Source organism: Nocardia goodfellowii, assembly GCF_017875645.1.
Taxonomy (GTDB): domain Bacteria; phylum Actinomycetota; class Actinomycetes; order Mycobacteriales; family Mycobacteriaceae; genus Nocardia; species Nocardia goodfellowii.
Genome location: NZ_JAGGMR010000001.1, coordinates 3,739,062 through 3,765,323, shown reverse-complemented (window position 1 = coordinate 3,765,323; position 26,262 = coordinate 3,739,062). Strand labels below are relative to the sequence as shown.

Annotated in this window: 26 protein-coding genes; 18 read left to right on the top strand and 8 right to left on the bottom strand. The window is 68.9% G+C overall.

What is annotated here, in order from left to right:
• Nucleotides 1-158: 158 nt before the first annotated feature.
• Nucleotides 159-1,448, top strand: a complete 1,290-nt coding sequence (locus tag BJ987_RS17150) for a PucR family transcriptional regulator (RefSeq protein WP_209890822.1) — start codon at nt 159-161, stop codon at nt 1,446-1,448.
• 91 nt (nt 1,449-1,539) lie between these two features.
• Nucleotides 1,540-4,698 (top strand): acetyl-CoA carboxylase family protein, encoded by a 3,159-nt coding sequence (locus BJ987_RS17145; protein WP_209890818.1) that lies wholly within the window; start codon nt 1,540-1,542, stop codon nt 4,696-4,698.
• Here the strand turns inward: BJ987_RS17145 and BJ987_RS17140 are convergent.
• Nucleotides 4,682-5,824, bottom strand: coding sequence for an alkaline phosphatase family protein (locus tag BJ987_RS17140; RefSeq protein WP_209890815.1), 1,143 nt, complete (start codon nt 5,822-5,824; stop codon nt 4,682-4,684). The genes BJ987_RS17145 and BJ987_RS17140 overlap by 17 nt on opposite strands.
• A gap of 60 nt (nt 5,825-5,884) precedes the next feature.
• The gene (locus tag BJ987_RS17135; RefSeq protein ID WP_209890812.1) at nt 5,885-6,604 is read right to left on the bottom strand and encodes a GTP-binding protein; all 720 of its coding nucleotides are present in this window, start codon (nt 6,602-6,604) and stop codon (nt 5,885-5,887) included.
• 129 nt (nt 6,605-6,733) lie between these two features.
• On the opposite strand from BJ987_RS17135, the gene BJ987_RS17130 reads away from it, so the two are divergent.
• From BJ987_RS17130 to BJ987_RS17090, 9 genes are all read left to right on the top strand, one after another.
• Nucleotides 6,734-7,180 (top strand): Zn-ribbon domain-containing OB-fold protein, encoded by a 447-nt coding sequence (locus BJ987_RS17130; RefSeq protein WP_372446868.1) that lies wholly within the window; start codon nt 6,734-6,736, stop codon nt 7,178-7,180.
• Nucleotides 7,173-8,375: a lipid-transfer protein gene (locus tag BJ987_RS17125; protein ID WP_209890809.1), complete on the top strand. Its 1,203-nt coding sequence runs from the start codon at nt 7,173-7,175 to the stop codon at nt 8,373-8,375. Before BJ987_RS17130 ends, BJ987_RS17125 begins: the two co-directional genes overlap by 8 nt.
• Nucleotides 8,376-8,661: 286 nt before the next feature.
• The gene (locus BJ987_RS17120) at nt 8,662-9,303 is read left to right on the top strand and encodes an MspA family porin (protein WP_209890806.1); all 642 of its coding nucleotides are present in this window, start codon (nt 8,662-8,664) and stop codon (nt 9,301-9,303) included.
• 26 nt (nt 9,304-9,329) lie between these two features.
• Nucleotides 9,330-9,986, top strand: a complete 657-nt coding sequence (locus tag BJ987_RS17115) for an MspA family porin (protein WP_209890803.1) — start codon at nt 9,330-9,332, stop codon at nt 9,984-9,986.
• Nucleotides 9,987-10,109: 123 nt separating this feature from the next.
• Entirely contained in the window at nt 10,110-10,832 is a 723-nt protein-coding gene (locus BJ987_RS17110) for an alpha/beta fold hydrolase (protein WP_209890800.1), read from the top strand.
• 79 nt (nt 10,833-10,911) lie between these two features.
• The gene (locus BJ987_RS17105) at nt 10,912-12,102 is read left to right on the top strand and encodes an NAD(P)/FAD-dependent oxidoreductase (protein WP_209890797.1); all 1,191 of its coding nucleotides are present in this window, start codon (nt 10,912-10,914) and stop codon (nt 12,100-12,102) included.
• Between the two features lie 10 nt (nt 12,103-12,112).
• On the top strand, nt 12,113-13,054 hold the full coding sequence (locus BJ987_RS17100) for a sigma-70 family RNA polymerase sigma factor (RefSeq protein WP_209890793.1): 942 nt from the start codon (nt 12,113-12,115) through the stop codon (nt 13,052-13,054).
• Nucleotides 13,055-13,206: 152 nt separating this feature from the next.
• Nucleotides 13,207-13,737, top strand: a complete 531-nt coding sequence (locus BJ987_RS17095) for a hypothetical protein (RefSeq protein WP_209890790.1) — start codon at nt 13,207-13,209, stop codon at nt 13,735-13,737.
• A gap of 83 nt (nt 13,738-13,820) precedes the next feature.
• Nucleotides 13,821-14,228 carry a VOC family protein gene (locus BJ987_RS17090; protein ID WP_209890786.1) on the top strand — a complete coding sequence of 136 codons (408 nt, stop codon included), beginning with the start codon at nt 13,821-13,823 and terminating at the stop codon, nt 14,226-14,228.
• A 3-nt stretch (nt 14,229-14,231) separates the two neighbouring features.
• Here BJ987_RS17090 and BJ987_RS17085 read toward each other — a convergent pair whose 3' ends face one another.
• Complete coding sequence (locus BJ987_RS17085) at nt 14,232-14,651, bottom strand: hypothetical protein (RefSeq protein WP_209890783.1); 420 nt, start codon at nt 14,649-14,651, stop codon at nt 14,232-14,234.
• 288 nt (nt 14,652-14,939) lie between these two features.
• Between BJ987_RS17085 and BJ987_RS17080 the strand changes: the two genes are divergently transcribed.
• Nucleotides 14,940-15,923: a cyclase family protein gene (locus tag BJ987_RS17080; RefSeq protein WP_307869646.1), complete on the top strand. Its 984-nt coding sequence runs from the start codon at nt 14,940-14,942 to the stop codon at nt 15,921-15,923.
• 31 nt (nt 15,924-15,954) lie between these two features.
• Here the strand turns inward: BJ987_RS17080 and BJ987_RS17075 are convergent, their stop codons facing one another.
• Nucleotides 15,955-16,323, bottom strand: coding sequence for a hypothetical protein (locus BJ987_RS17075; protein WP_245365999.1), 369 nt, complete (start codon nt 16,321-16,323; stop codon nt 15,955-15,957).
• A gap of 190 nt (nt 16,324-16,513) precedes the next feature.
• Nucleotides 16,514-17,356 (bottom strand): class I SAM-dependent methyltransferase, encoded by an 843-nt coding sequence (locus tag BJ987_RS17070; RefSeq protein ID WP_209890780.1) that lies wholly within the window; start codon nt 17,354-17,356, stop codon nt 16,514-16,516.
• 63 nt (nt 17,357-17,419) lie between these two features.
• Here BJ987_RS17070 and BJ987_RS17065 point away from each other — a divergent pair, with 63 nt between their 5' ends.
• The 3 genes from BJ987_RS17065 (at nt 17,420) to BJ987_RS17055 (ending at nt 19,145) form a co-directional block, all read left to right on the top strand.
• Nucleotides 17,420-18,010, top strand: coding sequence for a TetR/AcrR family transcriptional regulator (locus tag BJ987_RS17065; protein WP_209890777.1), 591 nt, complete (start codon nt 17,420-17,422; stop codon nt 18,008-18,010).
• Nucleotides 18,011-18,106: 96 nt separating this feature from the next.
• A complete protein-coding gene (locus tag BJ987_RS17060; protein WP_209890774.1) occupies nt 18,107-18,589 on the top strand; it encodes a hypothetical protein in 483 nt (160 codons plus the stop codon).
• 148 nt (nt 18,590-18,737) lie between these two features.
• Nucleotides 18,738-19,145 (top strand): hypothetical protein, encoded by a 408-nt coding sequence (locus BJ987_RS17055; RefSeq protein WP_209890771.1) that lies wholly within the window; start codon nt 18,738-18,740, stop codon nt 19,143-19,145.
• Here BJ987_RS17055 and BJ987_RS17050 read toward each other — a convergent pair.
• Nucleotides 19,130-20,149, bottom strand: a complete 1,020-nt coding sequence (locus BJ987_RS17050) for a helix-turn-helix transcriptional regulator (protein WP_209890769.1) — start codon at nt 20,147-20,149, stop codon at nt 19,130-19,132. The genes BJ987_RS17055 and BJ987_RS17050 overlap by 16 nt on opposite strands.
• A gap of 63 nt (nt 20,150-20,212) precedes the next feature.
• On the opposite strand from BJ987_RS17050, the gene BJ987_RS17045 reads away from it, so the two are divergent.
• Both BJ987_RS17045 and BJ987_RS17040 read left to right on the top strand, forming a co-directional pair.
• Nucleotides 20,213-20,725, top strand: a complete 513-nt coding sequence (locus tag BJ987_RS17045) for a DUF488 domain-containing protein (protein ID WP_209890766.1) — start codon at nt 20,213-20,215, stop codon at nt 20,723-20,725.
• Nucleotides 20,726-20,961: 236 nt separating this feature from the next.
• Nucleotides 20,962-21,531 carry a hemerythrin domain-containing protein gene (locus tag BJ987_RS17040; RefSeq protein WP_307869645.1) on the top strand — a complete coding sequence of 190 codons (570 nt, stop codon included), beginning with the start codon at nt 20,962-20,964 and terminating at the stop codon, nt 21,529-21,531.
• A gap of 5 nt (nt 21,532-21,536) precedes the next feature.
• Here the strand turns inward: BJ987_RS17040 and BJ987_RS17035 are convergent, their stop codons facing one another.
• Together BJ987_RS17035 and BJ987_RS17030 are read right to left on the bottom strand one after the other, a co-directional pair.
• Nucleotides 21,537-21,728 (bottom strand): ferredoxin, encoded by a 192-nt coding sequence (locus tag BJ987_RS17035; RefSeq protein WP_209890763.1) that lies wholly within the window; start codon nt 21,726-21,728, stop codon nt 21,537-21,539.
• Between the two features lie 28 nt (nt 21,729-21,756).
• Nucleotides 21,757-22,968, bottom strand: coding sequence for a cytochrome P450 (locus BJ987_RS17030; protein ID WP_209890760.1), 1,212 nt, complete (start codon nt 22,966-22,968; stop codon nt 21,757-21,759).
• Nucleotides 22,969-23,090: 122 nt separating this feature from the next.
• Here BJ987_RS17030 and BJ987_RS17025 point away from each other — a divergent pair, with 122 nt between their 5' ends.
• A complete protein-coding gene (locus tag BJ987_RS17025) occupies nt 23,091-26,243 on the top strand; it encodes an ATP-binding protein (protein WP_209890757.1) in 3,153 nt (1,050 codons plus the stop codon).
• Nucleotides 26,244-26,262: the final 19 nt, after the last annotated feature.

Sequence of the window (26,262 nt, the reverse complement as noted above, 5' to 3'; positions counted from 1 at the left end):
CACTGCGGCGACCGGCATCCACCCAGGTAGATCGGCATCTTTCGCGGTAAACACCGAGATTCCGAAGAGGAGTAGAAGGTGAGTTCGTTTGCAGTTTACGGTTTCTGAGAGAGCGGGTTACATCAACCGCTCCTAGCAGGTCGGGAGAGAGGTCACCGATGACCGTGGACACATCGCATAATCCGGGCCGGACGCGCACCGGAACATCGCTGGCCGAGCCGCTCCGGAACGTCCGCGCCCTGTCCCGGGAGATGGTCAACCATTTCCTGGAGACGGTGGTCGCGTGCCGCACCCTGCCCGGAGAATCGCTCGACGGCGACGTCACCTCCGTCACCCGCGTGTGCCTGGAGTTGGCGGTCAGCATGCTCGACGGCACCAACGCGCCGGAGAAGATCCGCCGGCTCGAGCACACCGCGGCACAGTGGGCGCGTGAAGGCGTGCCGATCGACACCGTGCACCGCGCCATGCACGAAGGGTTCCGCCTCGGACTCGATCTCGTCGTCACGAACGCGGCCACCGGCTACACCGAGGACGGCGACCAGGATCTGCTGGTGCTGCGCCGCGGCGACTACGACGATCTCGTCGGCGGGGCGCGCATCGTCGTCGACATCCTCGACACCATGACCACCGCCGTCTCGAAAGCCTATGTGCGGGAACTTCGTTCGGTCATCCGGGAACACCACCACGGTGTGCACACCATGACTTCCGCCCTGCTGGCCGGGCATCCCACCTCCACCATGGCCCGCGAATCCGGCATCGAGATCGCTGCCCGGTACCACGTACTCGCGCTGTCCATCCCCCCGCATCCGGAGGAGGCCAACCCCGCGGTGGACCGCACGGTGGTCGCCCGCCGCAAACTGCGGCGCGTCCAGGCCGCGCTCGCCGCCGTCGGCGACACCGTGTTGTCGCTGCTCAGCGTCGACGGCGGGACCCTGCTCATTCCCGACACCGCCGACTTGGTGGACCTGGACCGGCTCGTGGCTACGTTGTCCCAGGCCGGGCAGGTGCCGATCACCGCGGCCGTGGTCGCCGCGGCGGCGGCCGACATCCCCACCGCCTCCGACCAAGCCCACCAACTGCTCGACATGGTGCAGCGGTTGCGGCTCGAACGGGGCCTGTACCGATTCGACGACCTCGCCCTGGAATATCAACTGACCCGGCCCGGTCCGGGCCGGGAACAGCTGTGCACGCTGCTCGACCCGCTGGACGCGCACCCCGAACTGCTCGGCACCCTGCACCTGCACATCAGCAACAACCTCAATCGCCAGCGCACCGCCCACGCGCTGCATGTGCACACCAACACCGTCGACTACCGGCTCAAACGCATTGCCGCGATCACCGGATTCGATCCGAGTCAGGCCAGCGGATTGTGGTATCTGCGCTCCGCGCTCGTCGCACGCAGCTATCGCGACCAGCCGGATACCGCGAAACCGGTCCCGCACCGCTAGCCGGACAGGTGGCACCGAACAGCACATCGGGGCATGCCGTTCGGCGACCGCGGCGTGACATCGGCGGCACCGGCGACGCAGACTGGGCGGCGTGAAGGTAGTGATCGCCAATCGGGGCGAAGTCGCGGTCCGGGTGCTGCGCACCGCCCGGGAGCGTGGATACACGACGTATGCGCTGTGCACCGCGGCCGAAAGCTCGGCGCTGCCGGCCCGGCTCGCCGACGAGGTGGTGCTGCTACCCGGTACGGGAGCAGCGGCGTATTCGGACGTGGCGGCGGTGGTCGAGGCGGCCGCCGCGGCCGGGCCGGGTGCGGTGGTCCACCCGGGATACGGATTCCTCAGCGAGAACGCTGATTTCGCGGCGGCCTGCGCGGCCGCGGGACTGGTGTTCGCCGGGCCGGATCCGGCGGCGCTGCGGATCTTCGCGGACAAACTCACGGCCCGGCAGGCGGCGCTGGAGGCAGGTCTGCCGGTCTTGGCCGCGACGGCCGCCGACCCCGGCCTGCCCGCGATCCAAGCGCTGCTCGCCGAGCACCCGCACGGCGTGATGATCAAAGCGACGCACGGTGGCGGCGGGCGTGGTCAGCGCGTCGTCCGCGCCGCCGGCGAAGTGGCGGACGCCTACGAGCGCTGTCGATCCGAGGCGCTCGCCAGTTCCGGCAACGGCACCCTCTACGCGGAGGCGCTCGCGCCCGGCGCCCGGCACATCGAGGTTCAGGTCATCGGGGACGGAACCCGCGCGGCGGCGCTGGGTGATCGCGATTGCAGTGTGCAGCGCCGCCGACAGAAGCTCATCGAGATCGCACCCGCGCCGAATCTCGCTGCCGCGCCGCGGAACCAGTTGCACGCGGATGCCGTCCGGCTCGCCGAGTCGGTCGGCCTTCGTGGACTGGCCACCGTCGAATTCCTGGTCCGCGACGACGAGGCATGGTTCCTGGAAGTCAATCCGCGCCTGCAAGTCGAGCACACGGTCACCGAGGAGACCATCGGGCTCGATCTGGTCGCGGCGCAATTGGATCTCGCGCAGGGCGGCACGCTCGACGAACTCCAGCTGCCGGATACCGCACCGCGCGGCTTCGCGATTCAGGCCCGGGTGAACGCCGAGCTCGTCACGCCCGGCGGCGACCTGCTGCCGAGCACCGGGACGCTCACCCATTTCACCGCGCCGACCGGTGCGGGCGTCCGAGTCGACACCGCGGCCCAGCCGGGCCTGCGCGTAGGAGCGCACTTCGATTCGCTGCTGGCGAAGGTGATCGCTCGCGGGACGTCGTATCCCGCCGCGCTGCGACGATGTGCGGACGCGCTGGCGGAGACCGTGATCGCCGGAGTGGATACGAACGCGCCTCTGCTTCAGGCGGTCCTGGATCAGCTCGGGGAAGCCGGACCGGTATCCACCTCCTGGTTCGAGCAGAACGCGGAGAAGTTGATCGCCGACGCCGCGAGCTATGCGCCCATCCCGGTCGATGCGTCTTCGCAGCCCGAAAACCGTTCCACCCCAGACCTTTTAGATGGCGAGCAGGCCCTCCGCTCCCCGATGGGCGGCACGATCGTCAGCATCGCCGCACCGGGCACACTCGTCGCGGCCGGCGGCGAGGTCGCAGTGCTGGAAGCGATGAAAATGGAGCACGTGCTGCGCGCCGAGACGCCGCTGCTGGTGCGGCGCGCCTTCGCCGCCGCCGGAGCGATCGTCGACCCGCATGCGCTGCTCGTCAGCTGGACCGCCGCCGAGCATGACGGAACCGGCTCCGCGACAACCGAAATCGACCTCGACGCGATCCGCCCCGACCTGGCCGAGGTGCGCGAACGGCACCGCGCCGGCCACGACGACGCGCGACCGGAGGCGGTCGCCAAACGCCATCGACTGGGCCGGCGCACCGCCCGGGAGAACATCGCCGACCTTGTCGACGAGGGCAGCTTCCGGGAATACGGCGCGCTCGCGATCGCCGCGCAACGGCAGCGCCGCAACGACGCCGACCTCATCGCGAATACCCCCGCGGACGGCTTGATCGCCGGTGTCGCCACCATCGACTCCGCGCGTGCGGTCGTGCTGTCCTACGACTACACCGTCCTCGCCGGGACCCAGGGGATGCGCAACCACGGCAAGGCCGACCGGATGCTGGAACAGGCGCACCAGCAACAACTCCCGGTGGTGTTCTTCACCGAGGGCGGCGGCGGACGGCCCGGCGACACCGACTACACCGGCGTCTCGGGTCTGGAGGTCACCACCTTCCGCGCCATGGGCGCGCTGTCCGGGCGAGTGCCGTTGATCGGCATCGTGTCCGGTCGCTGTTTCGCCGGGAACGCCGCGCTGCTGGGCATGTGCGACGTCGTGATCGCCACTCCGGACGCCAATATCGGGATGGGCGGCCCCGCGATGATCGAGGGCGGCGGGCTGGGGGTGTACGCGCCCGAGGACATCGGGCCGATCGAGGTGCAGCGGCGCAACGGCGTGGTGCACGTGGTGGCCCGGGACGAGGCGCACGCCGTCGAAGTCGCGCGACGCTACCTGGCCTACTTCCGCGGCGGCGTGGCCGACTGGACCGCACCGGACCCGCGACTGGCCCGGCATGTGGTGCCGGAGAACCGGTTACGCGCCTACGACGTGCGGGCCGCGATCGAGGCCGTCGTCGATGTGGATTCGGTGCTGGAACTGCGGGCGGACTGGGGAATCGGTGTCGTCACCGCCCTGGCCCGGGTCGAAGGACGGCCGCTCGGATTGATCGCGAACAACGGCCACCATCTCGGCGGAGCCATCGACGCACCGGCCGCCGAGAAGCTCAGCGCGTTTCTGCGGCTGTGCGACGCGCACGGCCTGCCGATCGTCTCGCTCTGTGACACACCGGGTTTCATGGTCGGGCCGGAGGCCGAACGGGAAGCGACCGTCACCAAGTTCGCCCGGCTGTTCATCGACAGCGCCGCCCTGTCGGTCCCCTTCGGCACCGTCGTCCTGCGTAAGGGGTACGGGCTGGGCGCCCAGGCGATGGCGGCGGGCTCCTTCCGCAGTCCACGCTTCGTCATCGCCTGGCCCACCGGCGAAATCGGCGGCATGGGCCTGGAAGGCGCGGTGCGGCTGGGCTTCCGCCGACAACTCGAAGCGATCGAAGACCTCGCCGAACGCCAGCGCACCTTCGACGCCATGGTGCAATTCGCCTACGCCAACAGCAAGGCGCTCAACGCCGCGGCCGTCCTCGAACTCGACGACGTCATCGACCCGGCCGACACCCGGCGCTGGATCACGACCTTGTACTGACACCGCTGATCAACGGAACCAGTTGCTCGTCGGCGGTCCAGGCGCCGTGGTGGCCGATCAGCGTCGATTCCAGCGGTTCGCGGGCCGGGCAGACCAGCACGCTGCGGCCCTCGGCCACGGCGAGCAGGTCGCCGATGCGGTCGGCGATGACGGGTTGGGGCGGGGTCGGACCGAACCAGTGTTCGTCGAGCGCCTGCTCGCGTGTGACAACCCGTGCGTGCGTGGCCAATTCGTCGCTCCACGCCGCCAGCACATCGGGTAGTGCCGCGGGCCGGTCCAGGTAGGCGTGCCGCACCCTGGCCTCACCCGCGATCAGGTGCACGCCGTCGTGCAGCCGGCTCCGCGCGTCGAGGTCGATCACGTTGTCCGCGTGGATCATTCCGTGATCGCCGGTGATGAGCAGTGTGCACGTGGGCGGCAGATCGGACAGCAGACCGGCGACGAAGGCGTCGACATCGCGCAGGACCGTCAGCCACTGCTCGGATTCCGGCCCGCACAGGTGGCCGGTGGCGTCGAGCTCCGAGAAATACGCGTAGGCGAATCGCGGCCGTGCATCGGAATGCGTTGCCACATCCAGGATTCCGTCCCGCACCTCCTCCAGCGTCGCGGCCGGATGCATTGTGCCCGCGGCGCGGAAGACGGCGCGGGTCAGGCCCGAGGTGCGCTGGAAGACCGGGATCACATAGTGCACCTCCACCCCGTGCGCGGCGAGATCCTGTAGACGGCTGGTCCGCTGCTGCACCCGCTCCGGCGGAAACTCTTCGCGAGCATCGGCTCCCGTGGCGGCGTCCAGTCGCCAGGTCAGCGAGTTGAACAGTCGGCGGCCACCGGTGTCGGGCAGAGCGAAGGAGTACCCGATGATGCCGTGCGTGGCACACGGCGCGCCCAGCGCGAGACTGGCCAGACTGGTCGCGGTGGTCGCCGGGAACCCGGCGGTCAGCGTGTGGGTGACACGCGCCGCCAGCGTGGGGGCGATATCGGTGTGCCGCGCGAGCAGTTCGGCCCCCAATCCGTCGATCAGCAGCAGTACGACATCTCGATTCGGTTCGAGCCCAAGGCGGTTGGGATCGGCCAACCCGAAGGACGCGGCGACGGACGGCAGGACATCGGCGAGCGTGTAGGACACCGCTCGAATAGTGCCGTGTGCGTTCCGATTCCGCGAGCCCATTGATCACCCGTGTCGGGGTCACTGGTCGAGGGCGTGTTCGGGCTGACAGACCTCCATGGGCGAGGGCAGGTAGCGGACGACGGCGTCCAGCAGCGGCGCGAGGTCATCGACCCCGGGCGCCGCACAGCAGAGGATGGGCACGACCTCGCCGAGCCGGGTCAGCCGGGCGATGCCATGGCGCAGTCGTCCGGGTGACATAGCCCTCGCCTGCCCGCTCACCGTGTGCACCAGTTCACGATGCCGCTGCGCGGCGATTCGCCCAGGGCCGCCCGGGTTTTCGGCGACCGGCTGGACCAGGTCGAGCACACCCCGGAACCCGGCGCCCACACCGAGCGGGAGATGCACCGGCAGCGGGACCGCGCCGCGAATATCGGCGATCGCGCGGACACAGCCGTCGAAATCGGCGCCGGGCCGGTCGAGGCCGGTGACCAGGCACAACCGGGCCACCTGGTAGTCGTCGGCGGCGCGCAACATCGCCTCGAGTCGCGGGGTGCTGCCCACGGTCGCGTCGACGACCGCGATCACGCCCTCGGCTACCCGGATGGACCGTTCCGGGGACCGGCTCGACACCTCGGCGACCCGGAGCGTGTGCTCCACCCGGTCGGTGACCCAGCGGATCGAAGTCCCGGGGCTGCCGGACAATCTGCGCAGCCGGTGCGCCAGCCCGGCCACCCCGTCCTCATCCCCGATCAGGATGACGTTGCGGATCGCCAGTGGTTCGACAGCTTCGGTGCCCATCGCGTCAGGTACTCCAGTTCGGCTCGGGCCTGCGGCACATCCCCGATGCGCCCTCACCGTACCGCCGCCCGCACGGCATCGGAGCCGATTCCGGCCCCAAAATAGAACGTGTTCCTATACCGTCGGCGTGTGCAGAAAGAACAACGCCCCGCCGTGGCGGACTGGTTCACCACGGCAGACGGCGCGATACGTCTCCAGGGGACACGCTGCAACGAGTGCGGCACACCGTATTTCCCGCGGAACACCCTCGCCTGTCGCAACCCGTACTGTGCGGCCCCCAAGGACGGCTCCGAGCTTGCCGAGTACCTGTTCTCCACCCGGGGCCGGATCTGGTCGTACGCGGACGCTCGCTACAAACCACCCGCGCCCTACGTCTCCGCCGAGCCGTTCCAGCCGTATGTCGTCGCGGCGGTGCAATTCGAGGTCGAGCAGATGGTGATCCTCGGACAGGTCGTTCCCGGCTTCACGGTGGACGACCTGGCCGTCGACATGCCGGTCGAATTGGCCCTCGGCACGCTGTACACCGACGAGGAAGCGGAACACACGGTGTGGATGTGGAGGCCGGTCAATGACTGACACGAATGATCGCGACATCGCCGTCCTCGGTGCGGGCATGCACCAGTGGGGCAAGTGGGGACGCAATTTCGTCGAATACGGCCTGGTCGCCGCCCGCGCGGCATTGGCCGACGCCGGAGTGGAGCACCGCGATGTCGGCTATATCGCGGGTGCGGACACCATCCGCAACGGATACCCCGGTTTCGTCTCGGGAGCGACCTTCGCCCAGGCCCTGGGCTGGTCCGGCGCGCGGATCTCGAGCAGCTACGCCGCCTGCGCCTCGGGCGCGCAGGCCATCGCCAACGCTCGCGCCCAGATCCTCGCCGGATTGACCGACGTGGCACTGGTGATCGGCGCGGACGCCGCCCCCAAAGGCTTCTTCCAGCCGGTCGGCGGCGAACGGCGCGACGATCCGGACTGGCTGCGCTTCCACCTGCTCGGCGCCACCAACCCGATCTACTTCGCGCTCTACGCGCGCCGCCGGATGGCGATACACGGCGCCACGCTCGACGATTTCGCCGCCGTGAAGGTGAAGAACGCCAAGCACGGACTGAACAACCCGTATGCCCGCTACCGCAAAGAGGTTTCGGCGGCGGAGGTCGCCGCCTCGGCGGTCGTCTCCGACCCGCTGCGGCTGCTCGACATCTGCGCGACCAGCGACGGTGGGGCCGCCCTGGTGCTGACCTCGATGGACTACGCACGGCGGCACGGCATCACCGACCCGGTGCGCATCCGCGCACTGTCGACGGTCACCCCGACCTTCCCGAAAACCGTGCTCGATCTGCCGGATTTCGCGACCGACTCCGCGGTGGCGGTCGCCGCCACACCCGGGACATTCCGATCCGCCATCGCCCACGCCGCCTACGAAGAGGCCGGGATCGAACCCGCGGATCTGTCCTTCGCGGAAGTCTACGACCTGTCCACGGCGCTGGAACTGGACTGGTACGAGGACATCGGACTCTGCGAAACAGGCGCGGCGGAACAGCTACTGCGCAGTGGCGCAACCACATTGGGCGGCCGGGTGCCGGTGAATCCCAGTGGCGGCCTGGCCAGTTTCGGTGAGGCGATACCGGCACAGGCGATCGCTCAGGTCTGCGAGCTCACCTGGCAGTTGCGCGGCCAGGCCGACGGGCGGCAGGTCGAGGACGCGCGCGCCGGAATCGCTGTGAACCAGGGCCTTTTCGGCCACGGATCGGCGATCATCGCCACTCGCTGAGCATCCCGCTCCACGTCGGCGGCCCCGGCCGAAGCCTGGGCCGCCGTTCGCCGTTCGCCGTTCGCGCGGGCGGCTACCGGCGCGGCGAGCTCGGCGACGCCTCCTTACGGCTTCGGCGGCAGAGTCTGTGGTTAGATCAATCGCCGACGCCGGACCGCGCGCACATCTCCCGCGATATCTCCACGGCTGTCACGGCGCTCCAGGCTTTACCTCAGTGAATGTTGGCGCAGCGCGGTCACACTCCGGTTCGGTCGGGTGCGGCCTCGCGACAATGAGCGAGGGGTGAATGAGCAGGAATCGAATCGGCAAGTGGGCGGTGCCGGTCATCGCCGTCTGCGTCGGACTCGGCACGCCGTCGGCCGCCGTATCCGCCGACGTCGTGGTGCCGTTGCCGGACGGGCACATCGAGGGCCCCGGCGTGAAAATCACGAGTCGCGGTGAGCGCGCCGTCATTTCGCCGTCCATGGCCGCCAATGGCGCGGGCCGCACCTCGTGGGTTTCCGGCGATGTGACGACCGAGGTGGAGACACCCGACGGTGTCGTCGGACCGAACAACGGACCCAAGAACTTCCCGGGTACCAACAACTCGGGGACGCACGGCGCGTCCAACCTCACCGTCGGATATATCGTCGGCTGTCAGGTGGCGTTGAGCACCTTGAGTGCGAACACGGCGTTCACCATCAGCGCCACCCCCAGTCTCACCGGCGGTTTCAGCTTTCCGCTGTCCCCCGGCCAGGTGCTGTGGGTCGCGATCAACAACATCGAGCTGGTCAAGAGCGGCAGCTACACCATCAACTATCAGGACGTCCCGATGGAGATCCAGGGGTGCGCCGGTCAGGCGCAAGCGCGCCAGGCCTCGGTGGTGGAGATCATCGGCGGCGAATACGTGAAGGCCACGCTCTACGGTCAGCCGTTCAGCCTCGGCTGACGGTCCGTTCCGACAGAAGGGATCGCATGTTCGGCAAGATTCTCGGAGCGGCGCTGGCCGCGACGGTATTCGGGATCGGTCAGACGGCAGTCGCCGGCGCCGACACCTTCATCCCGCTGCCCGGCGGCACGATCACGCGTGAACTGGCCGACGGAACCACGGTCACCGTCCGCATCGACGGCGAGTCGGCCAAGATCAGCCCCTCGATGGGCGCGACGCCGGTGCACCGCAATGTCTGGGTAACCGGCCGCGCGAGCGTGGAACTCGCCGGCCCGAGCGCCTCGACCGCGACGATCAAGATCAGTCCCGGTTATCTCGTCGGCTGTCAGCTGGATATCAGCGGAGTTACCGGCACCAACAACGAGACCGCGACGGCGTCCGCGAACACGGTGCCGATCGCGCCGACCGAATCGTTCGGCGCCGGAATCACTCTCGGACCCGGTCAAGCCGTCGCCCGCCTGATGCTGGATCTGGAGCGACCCGACGACTACGGCCAGGAATCGCACAAGCGCTACAACAAGGTTCCAGGACCCCGTACCAGCGTGACCTGGATCGACGAGACCTTCTCGGTGGACGGCTGCGGCGGATACGCGCAAGCCCGCGCTTTCGTGGCCGCCGAGATCGACAGCTCCAATTACATCGGGAACGTGCTGCTGTGGGGTCAGCCCTTCAGCATGGGCTGAGCGGGGTCCGGTGTCCGGATCCGGGGTTTTCGCGGCCTGTGTGGAGGGGCGACCGGTCGATTGCCCGGCGGAAACTGAGTGCGGCTCAACCGCCATCGATCCGAGCGATCCGAAGGGACACCCATGTCTTCCCCGACCACCATTGTTCTCGTGCACGGCGCCTTCGCCGATGCCGCCAGCTGGGCACCGGTCACCGAGCGACTCCTCGCGCAAGGTCACAAGGTGGCGGCGCCGCCCGTGTTCAACCGCAGCCTGGCCGAGGACGCGGCCTACATCAGGTCTTTCGTCGAGCAGATCGACGGCCCGGTGCTGCTGGCCGGTCATTCCTACGGCGGTGCCGTGATCACCGTCGCCGGGGTGGCCGCCAATGTCGTCGGACTGGTCTTCGTCTCGGGCTACGTCCTGGAGGTCGGCGAGAGCCTGGGGCAGTTGCAGGGTGGTTTCCCGGACTCCGATCTGGCCGCCAACCTCGTCTACGCGCCGTATCCGACCAGTGGCGAGCCGGGCACCGACGTGTCGGTCGACGTCGCGGCCTTTCCCGAGGTCTTCGCCGCGGGCCTCGACCAGGCGCGGGCACGAGTGCTCGCGGTCTCGCAGCGGCCGTTGTCGGCGATCGCGTTCAGTGAGCCGGCCACCGCGGCGGCCTGGCAGACCAAGCCCGGCTGGGGAATCGTGTCGAGCGCGGACCGCACCATCAATCCCGAGGTCGAACGGTTCGGTTACCAGCGGGCCGGACTGCGCTCGGTGGTCGAGATCGACGCACCGCACCTGGTGATGCAGACGCACCCCGACGAGGTCACCGCCGTCATCACCGATGCCCTCGCCGAGCTGGCCGGTCGAGAGTGACCCACATCACTGGATGACGCTGTCAGGGAATCGGGTCCTGTCTCGTTCAAGGAACACGCGAACCAGACAGGAGCGAATCATGAAGCACCGCATCGTCGTTCTCGGGGCCGGATACGCCGGAGCCTTTTCCGCCGGATACCTGGCCCGGCAGTTGCATTCCGACGACTTCGAGATCACCGTGGTCAACGCCGAGCCCGATTTCGTGGAGCGCTTGCGCCTGCATCAGCTCGCCGCCGGGCAGGTTCTGCGGCACCGCCCGCTGGCCGAGGTGTTCGCGGGCACCGGCATCCGGCTGCGCCTGGCGCGGGTGACCGATATCGACCCCGAGCGCCGGACCGTCACTCTCGCCGACGACGCGGGCGTCGACCGGCTCGAATACGACACCCTGCTCTACGCGCTCGGCAGCACCGTCGCCGAACACGGCGTGCCGGGCGTCGCCGAACACGCCTTCCACGTGGCAGCACGACCGGCGGCGCTGCGCCTGCGCGCACGGCTGGACGAACTGGGTGACAACGGTCAAGTGCTGGTGGTCGGCGGCAACCTGACCGCGATCGAGGCCGCCACCGAAATTGCCGAATCCCGTCCAGGACTCCGGGTCCGCCTCGTCACCAGCGGCGAACTCGGCGGCTGGCTCGGCGCGAAGGCCCGCCGGCATCTGCTGCGGACCTTCGACCGGCTCGGCATCACCCTGCACGAGCACACCACTGTCGAGCGCGTCGAGCAGGCGGCGGCGGTCGCCGCCGACGGCACCGTCTTCGCCGCCGACGCGACCGTGTGGGCCGCGGGCTTCGCGGTGCACCCGATCGCCGCCGCCAGCGGACTCGAGGTGCGACCCAACGGCCAGATCAGCGTCGACCGGCAGATGCGATCGATCTCGCATCCGGATGTCTATGTCGCCGGTGACAGTGCGTTCGTCATCGGCGACAACGGGCGGCCGCTGCCGATGTCGTGCGCGTCCGCTGGCTACACCAGCATGCAGGCGACGGCGGCGATCATCGGTGACCGGACCGGACGTGAGATCGCCACGACCGCGCTGTCGTATGTCGGCAACCACATCAGTCTCGGTCGCAAGGACGGGCTCTTCCAACTGGTCGACGGCGACGCGCGAGCGAAGTCGTGGGCGCTGCGCGGCCGGCCGGCGGCGCGGATCAAGTCCGCGATCCTCAGCATGGCCGCCTGGAGCCTGGCGCATCCGACCTTCGGAAAACCGGGTCACCGGTACCGCTCGACTGCCGGGCGCGCACCCTCGACCACGGCGGCCGCCGCCTAGAGTCGTGCGCATGGACACTGCCACCGTGGCGCGTTTCGAGGCCAGCCGGAATCGGCTGGCCGCACTCGCCTATCGCCTGCTCGGCTCGGCGGCCGACGCCGAGGACACGGTGCAGGACGCGTTCCTGCGGTGGCAGTCCGCCGACCGGGACTATGTGGAGGTGCCCGAGGCCTGGCTGACGAAAGTCGTCACGAATCTGGCACTCGATCGGCTCCGTTCGGCGAGCGTGCGGCGGGAACGGGCGGTCGGCGCCTGGCTGCCCGAGCCGTTGCTCGACGGCGATCCGATGCTCGGTCCGGCCGATACCGTCGAGCAGCGCGAATCGGTGTCCATGGCGGTACTCACGCTCATGGAACGGCTGTCACCGATCGAGCGCGCGGTTTACGTTCTGCGCGAGGCCTTTTCGTACGGCCACGCCGAGATCGCCGACATCCTCGACATCACCGAATCCGCGAGTCAGCAGCACCTGCACCGAGCCCGTCGTCGAATCAACGCCGCCGGCAACGGCGCTGACGCCGACCCGGCCGCCGCCCGCCGCATCGTCGCGGCCTTCGTCGAGGCCGCCTCCTCGGGACAGACCGAACAGCTGATCGCGCTGCTCACCGCCGACGCGACCGGCCTGTCCGACGGCGCCGGGCTGGGCCTGGCAACGAAGTTGATTCGCTACCCCACTCCGGAGCGGCTCGCGCACGCGCTGCGGAACGGGTTCAAACCGTCAGCGGCCAAGCGCAAGCTCGCCGGCGGGACGCCCTCGATGCATGCCGTGGTGGTCAATCGCGCCCCGGCCCTGCTCGTCACGCTCGGCGACCGAATCCTGGGCGTCGCGATCCTGGAGATCCGGGACGACAAGATCGCGAGCATGCACAGCATCGCCACGCCGGAGCGGCTCGTTCGCCTCACCGAGTACTGGCGGCGGCGCGCACATGATGCCCCGCTGGTCGAATCGTGGTAGCTCTGAGGTGACGCGATAACCGAATGCGGCGGCCTCGAGGGAGAATAAGGACGTGAGCGAGACAACTATCAGCAATAAGCCCAGATATCGGCCCGATTTACCGGCCGCGGTCGCGCCGACGGGTGCGATGGCACTCGTCGGCGGCTAGTTCGATGTCGGACCGGGAAGCGCCAGAACCGGGATCCCTGCCAGGACCTGGCGAGAAGAAGTTCGACGCGCTGGAACGGTTGCGCAGAAAACTGGACGGGACGAAGGCCGCCGACCCGGATGCCGGCGAGCCGACCGAGGGCATGTCGAAAGTCACCCGGCTGCCGCGCCGCCCGCGGCGGATCACCGGGCAAGCGGACGAACGTCCGCACAAGACGTGGCTCTCCGACGGCGGCTCGGTCTACGATCCCGCGCCCACCAGGCCCGTGCTGCGCTCGGAACTCCAGCGTGAAACCGGCTGGTGGCCGCTCGACCCGGGCGCGACGCGGCACCACGTGCCGGAGGGCGATCCGGGCGGTGCCGTGAATGACGGGACGGTCGTCGATCTCGACGCATTGCGGCGGCGGCGCGCGGGTGAGGGCGGCCCGGCCGGTGGCATCCGGCGCATGGCCAAACCCCGCCGCATCAGCAAGAACCCCGGTGAAAAATCCGGCACCGACACCACACCTGCCGAGGGACCTGCTGAGCAGGACTGACGTCCGGCGGTCGGGTGACGATGACTTTCGAAGGGTGCGGACGTCTCTATGGACGAGGTCTGTCACCAACCGGAAGGACACCCATGAACTGGACGCTCGAGGTCGTCATCGTTCCCGTCTCGGACATCGACCGCGCCAAGGAGTTCTACAGTGCGCAACTGGGTTTCACAGTCGACCACGATACGAAGATCAGCGACGGTATGCGCATCGTGCAGCTGACGCCGCCGGGTTCCGGCTGCTCCATTGTGATCGGTGAAGGCGCGGTTCCGGCGATGGAACCCGGCTCCGTGAAGGGCCTCCAGTTGGTCGTGCCCGACATCGAGCAGGCGCACCGGGAACTGGTGGCACGCGGCGTCGCAGTCACCGATATTCAGGTGCTGGGCCAAAACCCTTCGCCCACACCGGATCCCCTCGACAATGTCGGCTTCGTCTTCTTCGAGGACCCGGACGGCAACAGCTGGGGCGTACAGCAGATCTCCTCGCGCGGGTAGCGCTCAGTCGACCTGGACGGTGACCTTCCACATTCGGACGCCGCCGGGACACTGACCGGACCCACGGCAACTGCTCACGGCGGTGATCTCGGCGGTCCGCGATGCGGCGACCGCGAAACGCGCCGACGCGTCGCCGGAGGGCGGCGGGCTGCTGCGCACCTGATTGAGCACCGACAGGTCGGAACTTTTCGGCGCACTCCATTCCCAGCGCCGGCCGGGCTCGTCATAGGCCAGCAGGCGCACCGTGATCTCGTCGCCCACAGCGGCTTCGATCGTCTTCCCGTTGTCGGCGTCGGTCAGCGTGATGGTGTTCTTCGCGACGAGGTCGTGTGGTGCGGGCACTGGGAATCCGGCGACCGCGCAGACGACCGTCAGCGCCGAGCCGAGGACGACGGGCACACCCGCGAACTTGACTGCTTGCAACAGCAACTCCTTCGACCGATCGGAGGGACGCAACGCGGCACATGGTCGCACGCGGCACCGCCGATACGCGGCGGGGACATGCGACAAACACGGCACACCCCGCAACATCCCTATCGCCTGCACCTGGAACGGTGGCGCGGCCGTTGTCGAAGCGGCCGGCCTCGGGCGTAGCGGACGATATGGGTGGCGGCTCGATGGGATCGGCCGTCTCTCCTGGTGGGACGAATGTTTGGCGACTTCGCCCGCCGCGGGCAACAATCGTCCGACACGGCGAGGTGGAGGTGTCCGGTGACCGATGCGTGGCGCGAAGTCGCTGAGCGAGTGCGCAATTGGGGTCGATGGGGTGCGGCGGACCAACTCGGGACGCTGAACCTGATCACTCCCGCGCGGCTCGCCGCGGCGGCCGCGTGCGCCCGGCAGGGGCGGGCCATTTCCCTCGGTGTTCCGTTCGACGCCTATGGGCCGCAGGGGTCGAGTGGGTTCCGGCGCAACCCGATTCACCTGATGGCTGTCGACGGTGGAGACGCGAACTTCGCGGAGGTGCTCGGTGGCTGGGGCGGGCGCAGCGAAGCCCAGGTAGCCGGCATGTACGCGAACGGTCCGATGCGGTTCAACGACGACTACATCATGATGCCGCTGCAGGCGGCGACCCAGTGGGACGCACTCTCCCACGTCTACTACGACGGACTGCTCTACAACGGTGTCCCGGCCGCCACCGTGACCAGTTTCGGAGCGACCCAGCTCGGGATCGAGCGGGTCGCCGAGCGTGGCGGAGTGGTCGGACGCGGGGTGCTGCTCGATATCGCCCGGCATCGCAATGTGGCTCGGCTCGAGCCGGGCAGCGTCATCACGCCGCACGAGTTGCAGGCAGTCGCCGATGCGCAGGGGGTCGGCTTCGCCGGCGGCGATATCGTGCTGGTGCGGACCGGTTGGTGGACAAGGTTTCTGGAAACCCGTAAGCAGTCCGAATGGTTCGGTGGCAGTCCCGGCCTGAGCTGGCGATGCGCGGAGTGGTTGCACGAGAACGAGATAGCCGCCGTGGCCGTCGACAACCCGGCCGTCGAGGTGCTGATTCCCGAGGACGGCGTCCTGATGCCGCTGCACATGCTCGCCCTGCGCGATATGGGCATGCCGCTCGGCGAGATCTGGGATCTCGAGGCGCTGGGTCGCGACTGTGCCGAGGACGGAATTCACGAATTCCTGCTGTGCGCACCAGCTTTGCGCATTCCCGGCGCGGTGGGCACCCCGATCAGTCCCGTCGCGATCAAGTAGCGAAGCAACTCGACCGCGCCGGGGCACCCGGTCAGTCGCGGTAGATCACTACCCGAGCGCCGGTGGCGGTGCCGACACTGTAGGGACCCAAGCAGGAGGCCGAGCCCTGGCCCGATGGGCTGAACGAACCGCTCCACGAGCCGCTGTAAGGACCGATGGCCAGCAACGGAAACGCGTTCGGTATGCCGTGCAGGCCGAAGCAGTCCACGATCAGCGCGTACTCCCGGCCCGCGGGAGCATCGTGGTCTCGGCACGTCGCGGTCGCACTGACCAGATCCCGTGTGATGGCGCAGTCCTGCGGCGCGGCCTGAGCCGTACCGGAGCCGATCACCGCCGCAACGCCCAGACCCAGCACCGCGGCTACCGTGACTCGTGCGGTGGCGACAATCGGCTTACTCATTCGAGTCCCTCTCATGGGAAATCGTTCCACAACGCGGTCCGGTGAATGTCGGCTTATCGCCCCTATTTGTTACGAGTGCCTTTTCGGTGATCAGGAAATTGTCGAGTGCCCGGCCCTCGCTGGACGAAGCTTCGAACGTCGCGTCACTATTCGAGTCAGCAATCCCGAAGCCCCACTAGGCGAAGCGATCTCAGCGTCGCGAGATCGCCGACGCGCCCGCACGTACAGCGGTCGCGGCCAAGGTGGTGTAGTCCATGGTGAAGGTGCCGCCGAGGGAATCGATGGCGTGGCCGACGGCGTCCAGTATCTCGGCCAGTTGCTCGGGACGAAGTCGGGTGAGGCCGCCGGTGGTGGGCAGCAATTCGAGCCATTGCTCGCGGGTGTAGGACCGCTGCCAGTCGAATTGCCATTGTTCGGGATCGGCGAATTGTTCGGTCGCGCGGATCTGGTCGGCGAATTGCGCGTATCCCGCTCGATAGAGCTCGAGCGGACGGCGAGCCGGTCGGCCATCGAACGGGGAGTCCGGCACCACTCGCCCGTAGGCGGCCGCGAACGGTTCCGCCAGTTCGGCGGGCGGTTCGTAGACGTGACCGAAGATCGCCAGCCGTCCTCCGGGACGCAGCACCGCAGCGGCCTTCGCGGCGCCCGCGACCGGATCCACCCAATGCCAGGACTGCGCGGCCACGACCGCATCGAACTTCCGGTCGCCGGGTTGCCACGCTTCGAAGGTCGCCACCTCGACCGGCAGGCCGCGCGCTCGCGCGAAGTCGGCCATCCGCGCATCGGGTTCGATGCCGAGCACCGCGCACCCCGCGGCCTGGAATTGACGGGCCGCTATGCCGGTCCCGCAGCCGACATCGAGCACCTCGGTCCCCGGAATCCCGGCCAGAATCCGCGCCACCAGGTCGTCGGGATAACTCGGTCTGGCCTGGTCGTAGCGCTGCGCGTGCGCGCCGAACGACTGGGCGATCCGCTGGGCCTCCTCCGGTCGAGCCGACGTGGGTGCTGAATGCCGAGGCGGTGTCGTGGGCATGCGCCCACCTTAGTGGGCATGTGCCCACTAAGCAATAATCGATCGACTCACGAAAGGATTTCCGTGCCGACTGGGGTGCATATTCGCGACGTACGACAGCAATTGTTCGACGCCGCCGAGCGCGTGCTACTACGCGACGGGCCGAACGGACTGACCAGCCGCGCCGTCACCGACGAAGCGGGCTGCGCAAAAGGTGTGCTGCACCGCCACTTCACCGACTTCGACGCCTTCCTCACCGACCTCGTCCTCGACCGCGCCACACGGCTCGAGGCAGAGGCGAGCGCGCTGCGCACGGCCGCCGGCACCGGCACCGTGGCCGCCAATCTGACCGGCGCGCTGACCGTCCTGTTCGGACCGGTGCCGGTGGCGATCATCCCGCTCATCACCTTTCGTGACGGACTGCGCGCACGGCTCCGTCAAGCCAGGCCCGGCGGCGGCATGGCGATCCTCGCGGAGGCGACGACCGCCATCTCCACCTACCTGAGCGATGAGCGGGAGCTGGGCCGCCTGGCCGCCGATGCCGACATCGAGTCCCTCACCCTCTCGCTGGTCGGTGGCGCGCATCTATTGTTCGCCGACCGCGACCCCGGTCCCCCGACCGCAGCCGCCGTCGACAAGTTCGTGACAGCGGCCATCTCGGGTGTCGTGCGCTGACCGGACGCGGCGGGGCTACCGCGTCCGCCGAAGGTGGCGTCCGCGCGCTCTGCGTGGCGTAGCGATTCTTCGGCCGTTCTCGCTCAGACTCGAGGCGTGCCCCTACCACCGCCGAGCTTGGATGATCTGGATATCCAGCCAGTCGACCCACCCGCTGACCAACCGGTGAAGTGGGACTGGGGGTGGGTGGTGATCGACCGCCGGGACTCGAAAGCCATCGGTGTTCTCACCACCGAACGGATTCACCCAGTCACACCCGACTCGCGTCGCCCTTTCGCGGTGGTTCGCATCATTCATGCTCGGCGGGGCCCGGTCGGTGACTGGTTGCTGGCACACGCCCGGCAGGACCTCGGCAGGCTGAGTCCACCGGTCACGCTGTATCGCAGCGGCATCGCCACCCCGGGCGGAGAGCGGGTCTGCGGGGTGCTGGAGCTCGATCCGCGACAGGTCCGAGAAATCCAGAAGGGGGTTCCGCTGCCGGACTATCCCACCGATATCGCGGACCAGAAGGCGCGAGAGCATCTCGAGGCGGCCGCGAAATCCGCTGGGGTAGAGCCTATTCCCGCCAAACAGCGCTGAATCCGACTATCGCGGCAGCGTGACGCGCGAAGTATGCGCTGCCGCACCCGCCCGGCTCGAACCCAGCAGCCCGTAAGTCGGCTACACGGATGCCTCCGCTGCCTTAGGATCAGGACGAGCCGGGCTTGTTCAGACGGGAGCCGTACACATGATCAAACCGCTTCTCATCATCGCCGCCAGCTATCTGCTCGCCATCGGGCTCGCACTGCTGATCGTCCCCGTGCGGTTCGGGATAGACGCCGTGCCCGAGAACCCGCCTTCGGAGCTCGTCGCACTACTTCGTCTGCTCGGCGGTCCGTTCCTGGGGATCGCGGCACTGAACTGGTTGTGCCGCAACGCGACACCGTCACCGGTCCGCGACGCCGTACTGGCGGCCAACCTGATCGGCTTCGGGGTAGTCGCCGCCAACGACGTCGTCGGTGTGGCGACCGGTCACGCACGCGACCTCGCACGGGTATTCCTGGTCATCCACGCGGCCTTCGCGGTGGCCTTCCTCCTCGCGTTCGTCCGGACCCGCACATCGCGCGACCCGTCGGAGCCTCACCCAGCGGAGTAGTCCCCGCCAAATCGGTCCGTCTCCCCACCGACCCGGTCCGGCTCCTGGTACCGAGCGGCGATCACAGCGGCCCGGTCCCGCATGGCGGCGCGCAACCATTGCGGGGCAAGGGCTTCCGCATCCGCGGCGAGCTGCCACAGCGCCCATTCCGCGTGCGCCGGATCTTGGAAGGTCACCTCGAGTCGCAGCCGGCCCTCCGGATCGGTTTCTTCGGTACGGACCGACAGCGCGGTGCCCACGAGTTGTTCCCGGCGCGCCGGGTTCATCCGCACCAGCACGGTGACCTGGTCCCCGCCGGTCCGGAACCGTGTGCTGCGTTCCTGCCAGATCCGGTCCAGGTCGACTCGATCGGGTCGCTGTGCCGGCTCGGCGAGTTCCTCGGCGGCCGCGATCCGGGACAACCGGTAGGTGCGGTCCGCGCCCGACCTGGTGGCCAGCAGGTAGCCCCGGCCGCGCACGGTGACCAGGCCGATCGGGTCCACCGTGCGCCACCGCGGGCTCTCGTTCACAGCGGCGTAGTGGATGCGCAGCTTGTGTCCGGCGAAGACGGCGCGGCGGATCTCGGTCATGGTGCCGGGCACCTCCTCGGCGTCCAGCCGTCGCGAGAGCAGGTCGATCTCGGGGTCGATGAGCAGCCGCCGAGCGGCGTCGTTCGCGGTGTCCCGATAGCTTTCCGGCAGCGCGTCGACCACTTTGCGCATGGCGGAGGCGAGCGCCGAGCCGAGGCCGAATGCCTGTGCGCCACGCCGGGATCCGGCGACCAGCAAGGCGAGCGCTTCCTCGTGGTTGAGTCCGGTGAGCTCGGTCCGGAAGCCCGGCAGCAAAGCGAAACCGCCGTGCCGGCCGCGTTCGGCGTAGACCGGGACCCCGGCCGCGGACAGCGCCTCGATATCACGCAACACGGTGCGCGTGGACACTTCCAGTTCGCGGGCCAGCTCGGTCGCCGACAGCCGATCGTGCCGGCGCAGCAACAGCACCAGCGAAACCAACCGATCGGCGCGCATACGAAAAACTATGCCAGCAATACCCGACAGAGGATGTCGTGATTCGCTGCGAGGCTGTTCCGCATGACAGAGACCCCGTCGAGGGCGGCGCGGCGGCACCTCGTGACGATCGGCGTCTACGGCTTCACGGCCGCGGGCTTCCTCGATCAACTCACCGGCGCGGGCGTGGGTGTGCTGCTCGACCTGCGCCAGCGTCGCGGCGTCCGAGGCCCCGACTATTCCTGGGCCAACTCGGCCCGGCTCCAGCGCGCACTCGCCGCGTCGGCCATCGACTACCGGCACGTAAAGGACTTGGCCCCGACGACCGAGCTACGCCTGCTGCAGTACCGCGAAGACGACCGCCGGGGTGTCGGCAAGCGCAACCGTGTCGAGCTGGCGGCCGACTACACCGAGCGCTACACCCGCGAGATCCTCGACCAGTTCGATCTCGGCCGACTCGTGGCCGGCCTGCCGGCAGATACGGTGACCGCCCTGCTCTGTGTCGAACGCGATCCGGCGGCGTGCCACCGCTCGCTGGTGGCCGAGCGCCTGCGCGCCCGGCACGGCCTGCCGATCACGCACCTCTGCCCGGACTGAACCGGCGAACCAGTACCAGCGGCGTCGCGGGTCCCTCGCGATCGACACACGGCAGACGGATCTCGGTATACGAGACCCGCTGGGCAACAGCAGGTTTCGCGAGCGACAGCGAACTTGCCGGTGCCGCGGGCGACGGCAACCCGCGGATCCAACCCGCCGAGCCGTCTGTGGAGGAGGTTTGCACGGAAGCCGGTGGGTTATCGTCGATCCAAGGGGCGGAATCAAGGGAGGAATTGGTGGATATAACCGAGCTGATCCTTGACGACCATCGCGAACAGCGGCGGCTGTTCGCGATGCTGGAGCAGATCGATCGGTCCGAGACCGCTGTGCTCGCCGCGATCTGGGACAGGCTGGCGGCGTTCCTGGAGCTGCACGCGCTGGCAGAGGAGGAGATCTTCTACCCGGCGCTGCTGGAGGTCGGTATCGCGGCCCGGAAGGCGAGTGGGGTGAAGGACGAGACGCTCGACGCCATCCACGACCATAACGAGATCCGGGACGCGGTCGCCGAGGTGGCGCGTCATCAGGTCGGCACCGACAACTGGTACGCGGCTGTCGCGGCGGCGAACCTGGCGAACAGCGATCATATGGCCGAGGAAGAACGCGAGGGTCTCACCGACTTCCGGCGCCTGGCCGGTTTGTCGCGACGCCACCAGCTGGCTGTCACCTTCGCGGCTTACGAGGCGCGCAACTTCGCCGGTGTCACGCCCGTCGACAAGGATCCCGAAACCTACGTCCGAGAGGTGACCAAGGAGGTGCGTCCGGCGGCGCCCGGATCACTGAGTGTCGGCAGCTTGAAACGGAACTGATCGAATCACTCGATGATGGTGAGCGCGCCGGACGGACACGCCTCCACCGCCTCCCGTACCGCCGAGTCGCTGCCCTGCGGTCGGGCGCCGGACACCCGGACCCGGCCGTCGTCCTCGTCCTGATCGAAGACATCCGGTGCGAGCAGCGCGCACATGCCCGCCCCGATGCAGCGTTCGTAGTTCGCGGAGATTCGCATCATCCCCCTCCTTCCGTACTCGACCGGGCTACCAGGTAACCGGAAGTTCGTGGACGCCATAGATGTTCATGTCCGTCCGGAGTGGCACCTCGGCGGCGGGGACGGCAAGCGCCAGGGTCGGGAAGCGGCGCAGCAATCCCTCGAAACCGGCACGCATCTCGATGCGCGCCAGCTGCTGACCGAGGCAACTGTGCACACCGTGACCGAAGGCCAGACGACCTCGGGTGTCGCGGCGGAGGTCCAGGGCGTCGGCGTTGTCGAAACGCTGGGGATCGCGGTTGGCGGCCAGCAGGGACACGACGACGGTCGAGCCCTTGCCGATCAGTTCGCCGCCGAGTTCGAGATCCTCGGTGGCGTAGCGGTAGAAGATGTCGGCGACCGACAGGTAGCGCAGCAGTTCCTCGACAGCGCCGGGAAACAGCTGGGGGTCGGCGCGCAGTTCGGCCAGCTGGTCGGGATGCTCGAGCAGCGCGAAAGTGCCCAGCGCCAGCATGTTCGCGGTGGTCTCGTGGCCCGCTAGCAGCAGCAGGAAGGCGATGCCGACCAGCTCCTCGATCGTGAGGTCGTCATCGGCGGCCAGATCGGAGAGCAGGTCGTCGCCGGGTTCGGCGCGCTTGCGGGTGACCAGCCCGGCCAGATAGGTGTTGATCGCGATGAGCGCGCCCATCTTCTCCTCGAGGGTCTGGTCCTTGACCAGGAACTGGGCGGAGTTGACCTGGAAGGTCTCCCGGTCTTCGTAAGGGACGCCGAGCATTTCGCAGATCACCAGCGAGGGCACCGGCAGCGCGAACGCCGACACCAGGTCGACCGGCGGGGTCATCCGCGCCATCTCGTCCAACTGCCGCTCGGTGATCTCGACGATGTGGTCTTCGAGCTGCTTCATGCGTTTGACGGTGAACGCGCCGGTGAGCTTGCGGCGCAACCGCGTATGGTCCGGCGGGTCCATGGCGATGAACAGACCCGGCATCTGCGGGGACGGCTCGGTCTGGACGGGCATGCCCGGAACCTCGTACGGCACATGGACGATGCCGATGTCCTGGCGGGAGCTGAACCGGGTGTCGGCCATGAGTTCGCGGGCCGCGTCGTATCCGGTGACGAGCCAGCCCTGGTGGCCGTCGGGGAAAGCCAGCGGACTGACCGGTCGCACCGCGCGCAACTCGGTGATCTCGCGGGGCGGGTCGAAGGGGCCCGCGTTGCGCTCCATGGGCAGTCCGTTCGGGAGGGAAACCGGCTGAGTCATCGGATGTCCTTTCGTCGTTGGGACAACACTCGCCGCCGGGCCTGACACCGGACTGTCACGGCCCTGACACCAGCTCCGGTCGGCGATCGGAGGCGTCCGACCGCCCGTGGCAAGATCGGCTGGTGCAGATCGGGATTCTGGGACCTTTCGAAGTCCGCACGGACGACGGCGGTTTCGCCGACGTGCCGGGCGCGCGGCTACGTGGGCTGTTGGTGGCGCTCGCCCTCGAACCGGGTCACGCGGTCGCCAAAGCCACCCTGATCGATTGGGTCTGGGGCGAGCAGCCACCGGCCGACGCGGCGAATTCCCTGCACCGGTTGGTATCCCGGCTGCGTAAGGCCCTCCCCGACGGCGTGGTCGAGGGCCAGACCGACGGCTACCGGCTACGGGTGCGCCCCGACGCCGTCGACGCCGTCCGTTTCGAACAACTCGTCGCCCAGGCTCGCGGTGCGGAGCAGCCGCGGCGACTACGCGAAGCGCTCGCCCTGTGGCGCGGTCCGGCCATGCAGGACGTCGGTCTGGCGGAAAGCGCGGCGTTCGACGCGGCCGTCACCCGGCTCGAGGCCCTGCGCCTGACCGCCATGGAGGACCGGTTCGATGCCGAGATCGAGCTCGGCCACGGCGCGGAGCTGGTCACCGAACTGACCGATCTGGTAGCCGCGCACCCGATGCGGGAACGGCTGATCGCCGCATTGATGCGGGCGCTGATCGCGACCGGTCGCGACACCGACGCGCTCCAGGTCTACGAGCGGGCCCGGGAGACACTGGCCGACGAACTCGGCGTCGACCCCTCCCCGGAGCTGTCCGCGCTGCACGTCGCACTCCTGCGCGGCGAGCTCGGGCGGCGGGAGGTGCAGCGGCAGCACAACTTACGCGCCGAGCTGACCGGTTTCATCGGCAAGGACGCCGATCTGGCCGCGGTCCGCGAGCTCATCGGCAGCCATCGGCTCACCACCCTGGTCGGGCCGGGCGGCTCGGGCAAAACCAGATTGGCCACCGAGACCGCGCACACGATGCTCGGCGAACTCCCGCAGGGCGCCTGGATGGTCGAACTCGCGGCGATCGGCGCCGACGGTGACGTGGCGCAAGCGGCGCTGGGCGCGCTCAAGCTCCGGGACGCGCTGCTCGGCGAGGCGCCCGACGCGGAGCCGGTGGAACGGTTCATCGCCGCGGTCCGCGAACGGTCGATGCTGCTGATACTGGACAACTGCGAGCATGTCATCGAATCCGCGGCGACCTTCGCCCATCGTGTGCTCGGCGAGTGCCCGCGGCTGCGAATCCTGGCGACGAGCCGCGAACCGCTCGGCATCACCGGTGAGGCGCTGTGGCCGGTGGCGCCGCTGGACCTGCCCGCCGCGGACGCCGACCCCGGTGCGATCCTGTCCGCTCCCGCCACCCAGCTACTGCTCGCCCGAGCCGCCGCGGTGCGCAAAGATCTCACGACCGATCCGCACACGCTGTCGACCTTGGCGCGCGTGTGCCGGGCACTGGACGGCATGCCGCTGGCGATCGAACTCGCCGCGGCCCGGTTGCGCGGCATGTCCCTGGATCAGCTCGCGCACCGGCTCGACGACCGATTTCGCCTGCTGACCGGCGGCAGCCGGGCCGCGCTGCCGCGGCATCGGACTTTACGCGCGGTGGTCGACTGGAGCTGGGAGCTGCTTTCCGAGGCCGAACGCGTTGTGCTGCGCAGACTTTCGGTGTTCTCCGGCGGCGCGAGCCCGGAGGCGGCCGAACGAGTCTGCGCGGACGGCACGGGTGACGTGCTCGACCTGCTGACCGCCCTGACCGAGAAATCGCTGATTCTCACCGTCGACGATCCGACGCCGCGCTACCGAATGCTCGGCACCATCAAGGAGTACGCCGCACAGCGTTTGGTGGAGGCGGGCGAAGCGGAACTCACCCGCCGCGCACACCTCGCCTTCTTCACCGAGCTCGCCGAAACAGCGGAACCGCGTTTACGCCGGGCCGAGCAACTGGAATGGCTCGCCGTCCTCGAGGCCGAGCACGACAATATCGGCGCGGCGATGCGGGGCGCGCTCGCGGCCGGTGCGGCCGAGGAGGCGATGCGGCTCGCCGCGGCCGCCGGCTGGTATTGGTGGCTCGGCGGGCACAAGACAGAGGGCAGCGAGCTGATCATGGCCGCCGTCGCACTGCCCGGCGAGGTGCCCGAGGAGACCCGGGGCGTGGTGTACGGGCTGGTCGTCCAATTCCTGTCCGCCGGGCGGCAGGCAGACCAGTTCTACGCGGCGGAATGGATTCGTAAGGCCTACGACATCAGCCGCCGGGTGCCGGGCTGGCACCCGGCGGTGAGCTTCGCGGCTCCGCTGGAACGCATGCTGCGCTCGCCGGAGGAGTTTCTGCCCGCATGGGAGGTGCTGCTGGAGGACGCGGACCCCTGGGTGCGGGCCATGGGACGGCTACATCTCGGCAAGATCCGGACCCAGCTCGGCGACGGCGGCACGGACGCCGACGGCTATCTGGCGACGGCGCTGGCCGAGTTCCGGGTGATCGGTGACCGCTGGGGGATCTCGTTCGCCCAGACCGAACTGGCCAACCGAATCGCCATGCGCGGCGAATTCGCGGCCGCGTGCGAACACTACGAGCAGGCGATCGCGGTCGTCGTCGAACTCGGCGCCACCGAGGATGTGGTGCCGATGCGGTCGCGGCAGGCCCAATTGTATTGGCTGCTGGGCGATTCGGCGTCCAGCGCCGCCGCCATGGCCGAGGCGCAGCGGTCCGCGGAACGGGTCGCGTGGCCGAACGCGCTGGCGGAGTTGGCCCTGACGAAAGCCGAACTCGCCCGCTGGAGTGGCGACTCCGAGCAGACACATCGGCAAATCGCCACCGCCACAACCCTGCTGGGCGATGACGTCGAGCAACCGAACGTTCGCGGCATACTGCGAGACCTGCTCGGCTACGTGACCGAGGATCTCGACACCGCCCGCGCGCACCGCGCCGCGGCGTTGCAGGCGGCCACCGAGGCAGGTCATCCGGTGCTGCTCGCCCGCGCGCTGCTCGGGCTCGCGGACCTGGCACTGCGCGAGGACCGGCACGAGCAGGCCGCGCGGCTGCTGGCGGCGAGCACCGGCGTGCTCGGTCTCCCGGATCGTTCCCAGCCCGACGTGACGCGGATCGAGCAGACCACGCGCGACCGGCTCGGGGCCGACAGGTTCGCCGAGGTGAGCGCCGGAGGCGCGCAGGCGAATTGGAGGGAACTGGCCGCGGCCACGCTCGGATCGTCGGTCGCGCAGGTCCCCGACGGCCGCGGCTGATACGGGAGGCACACCGGCC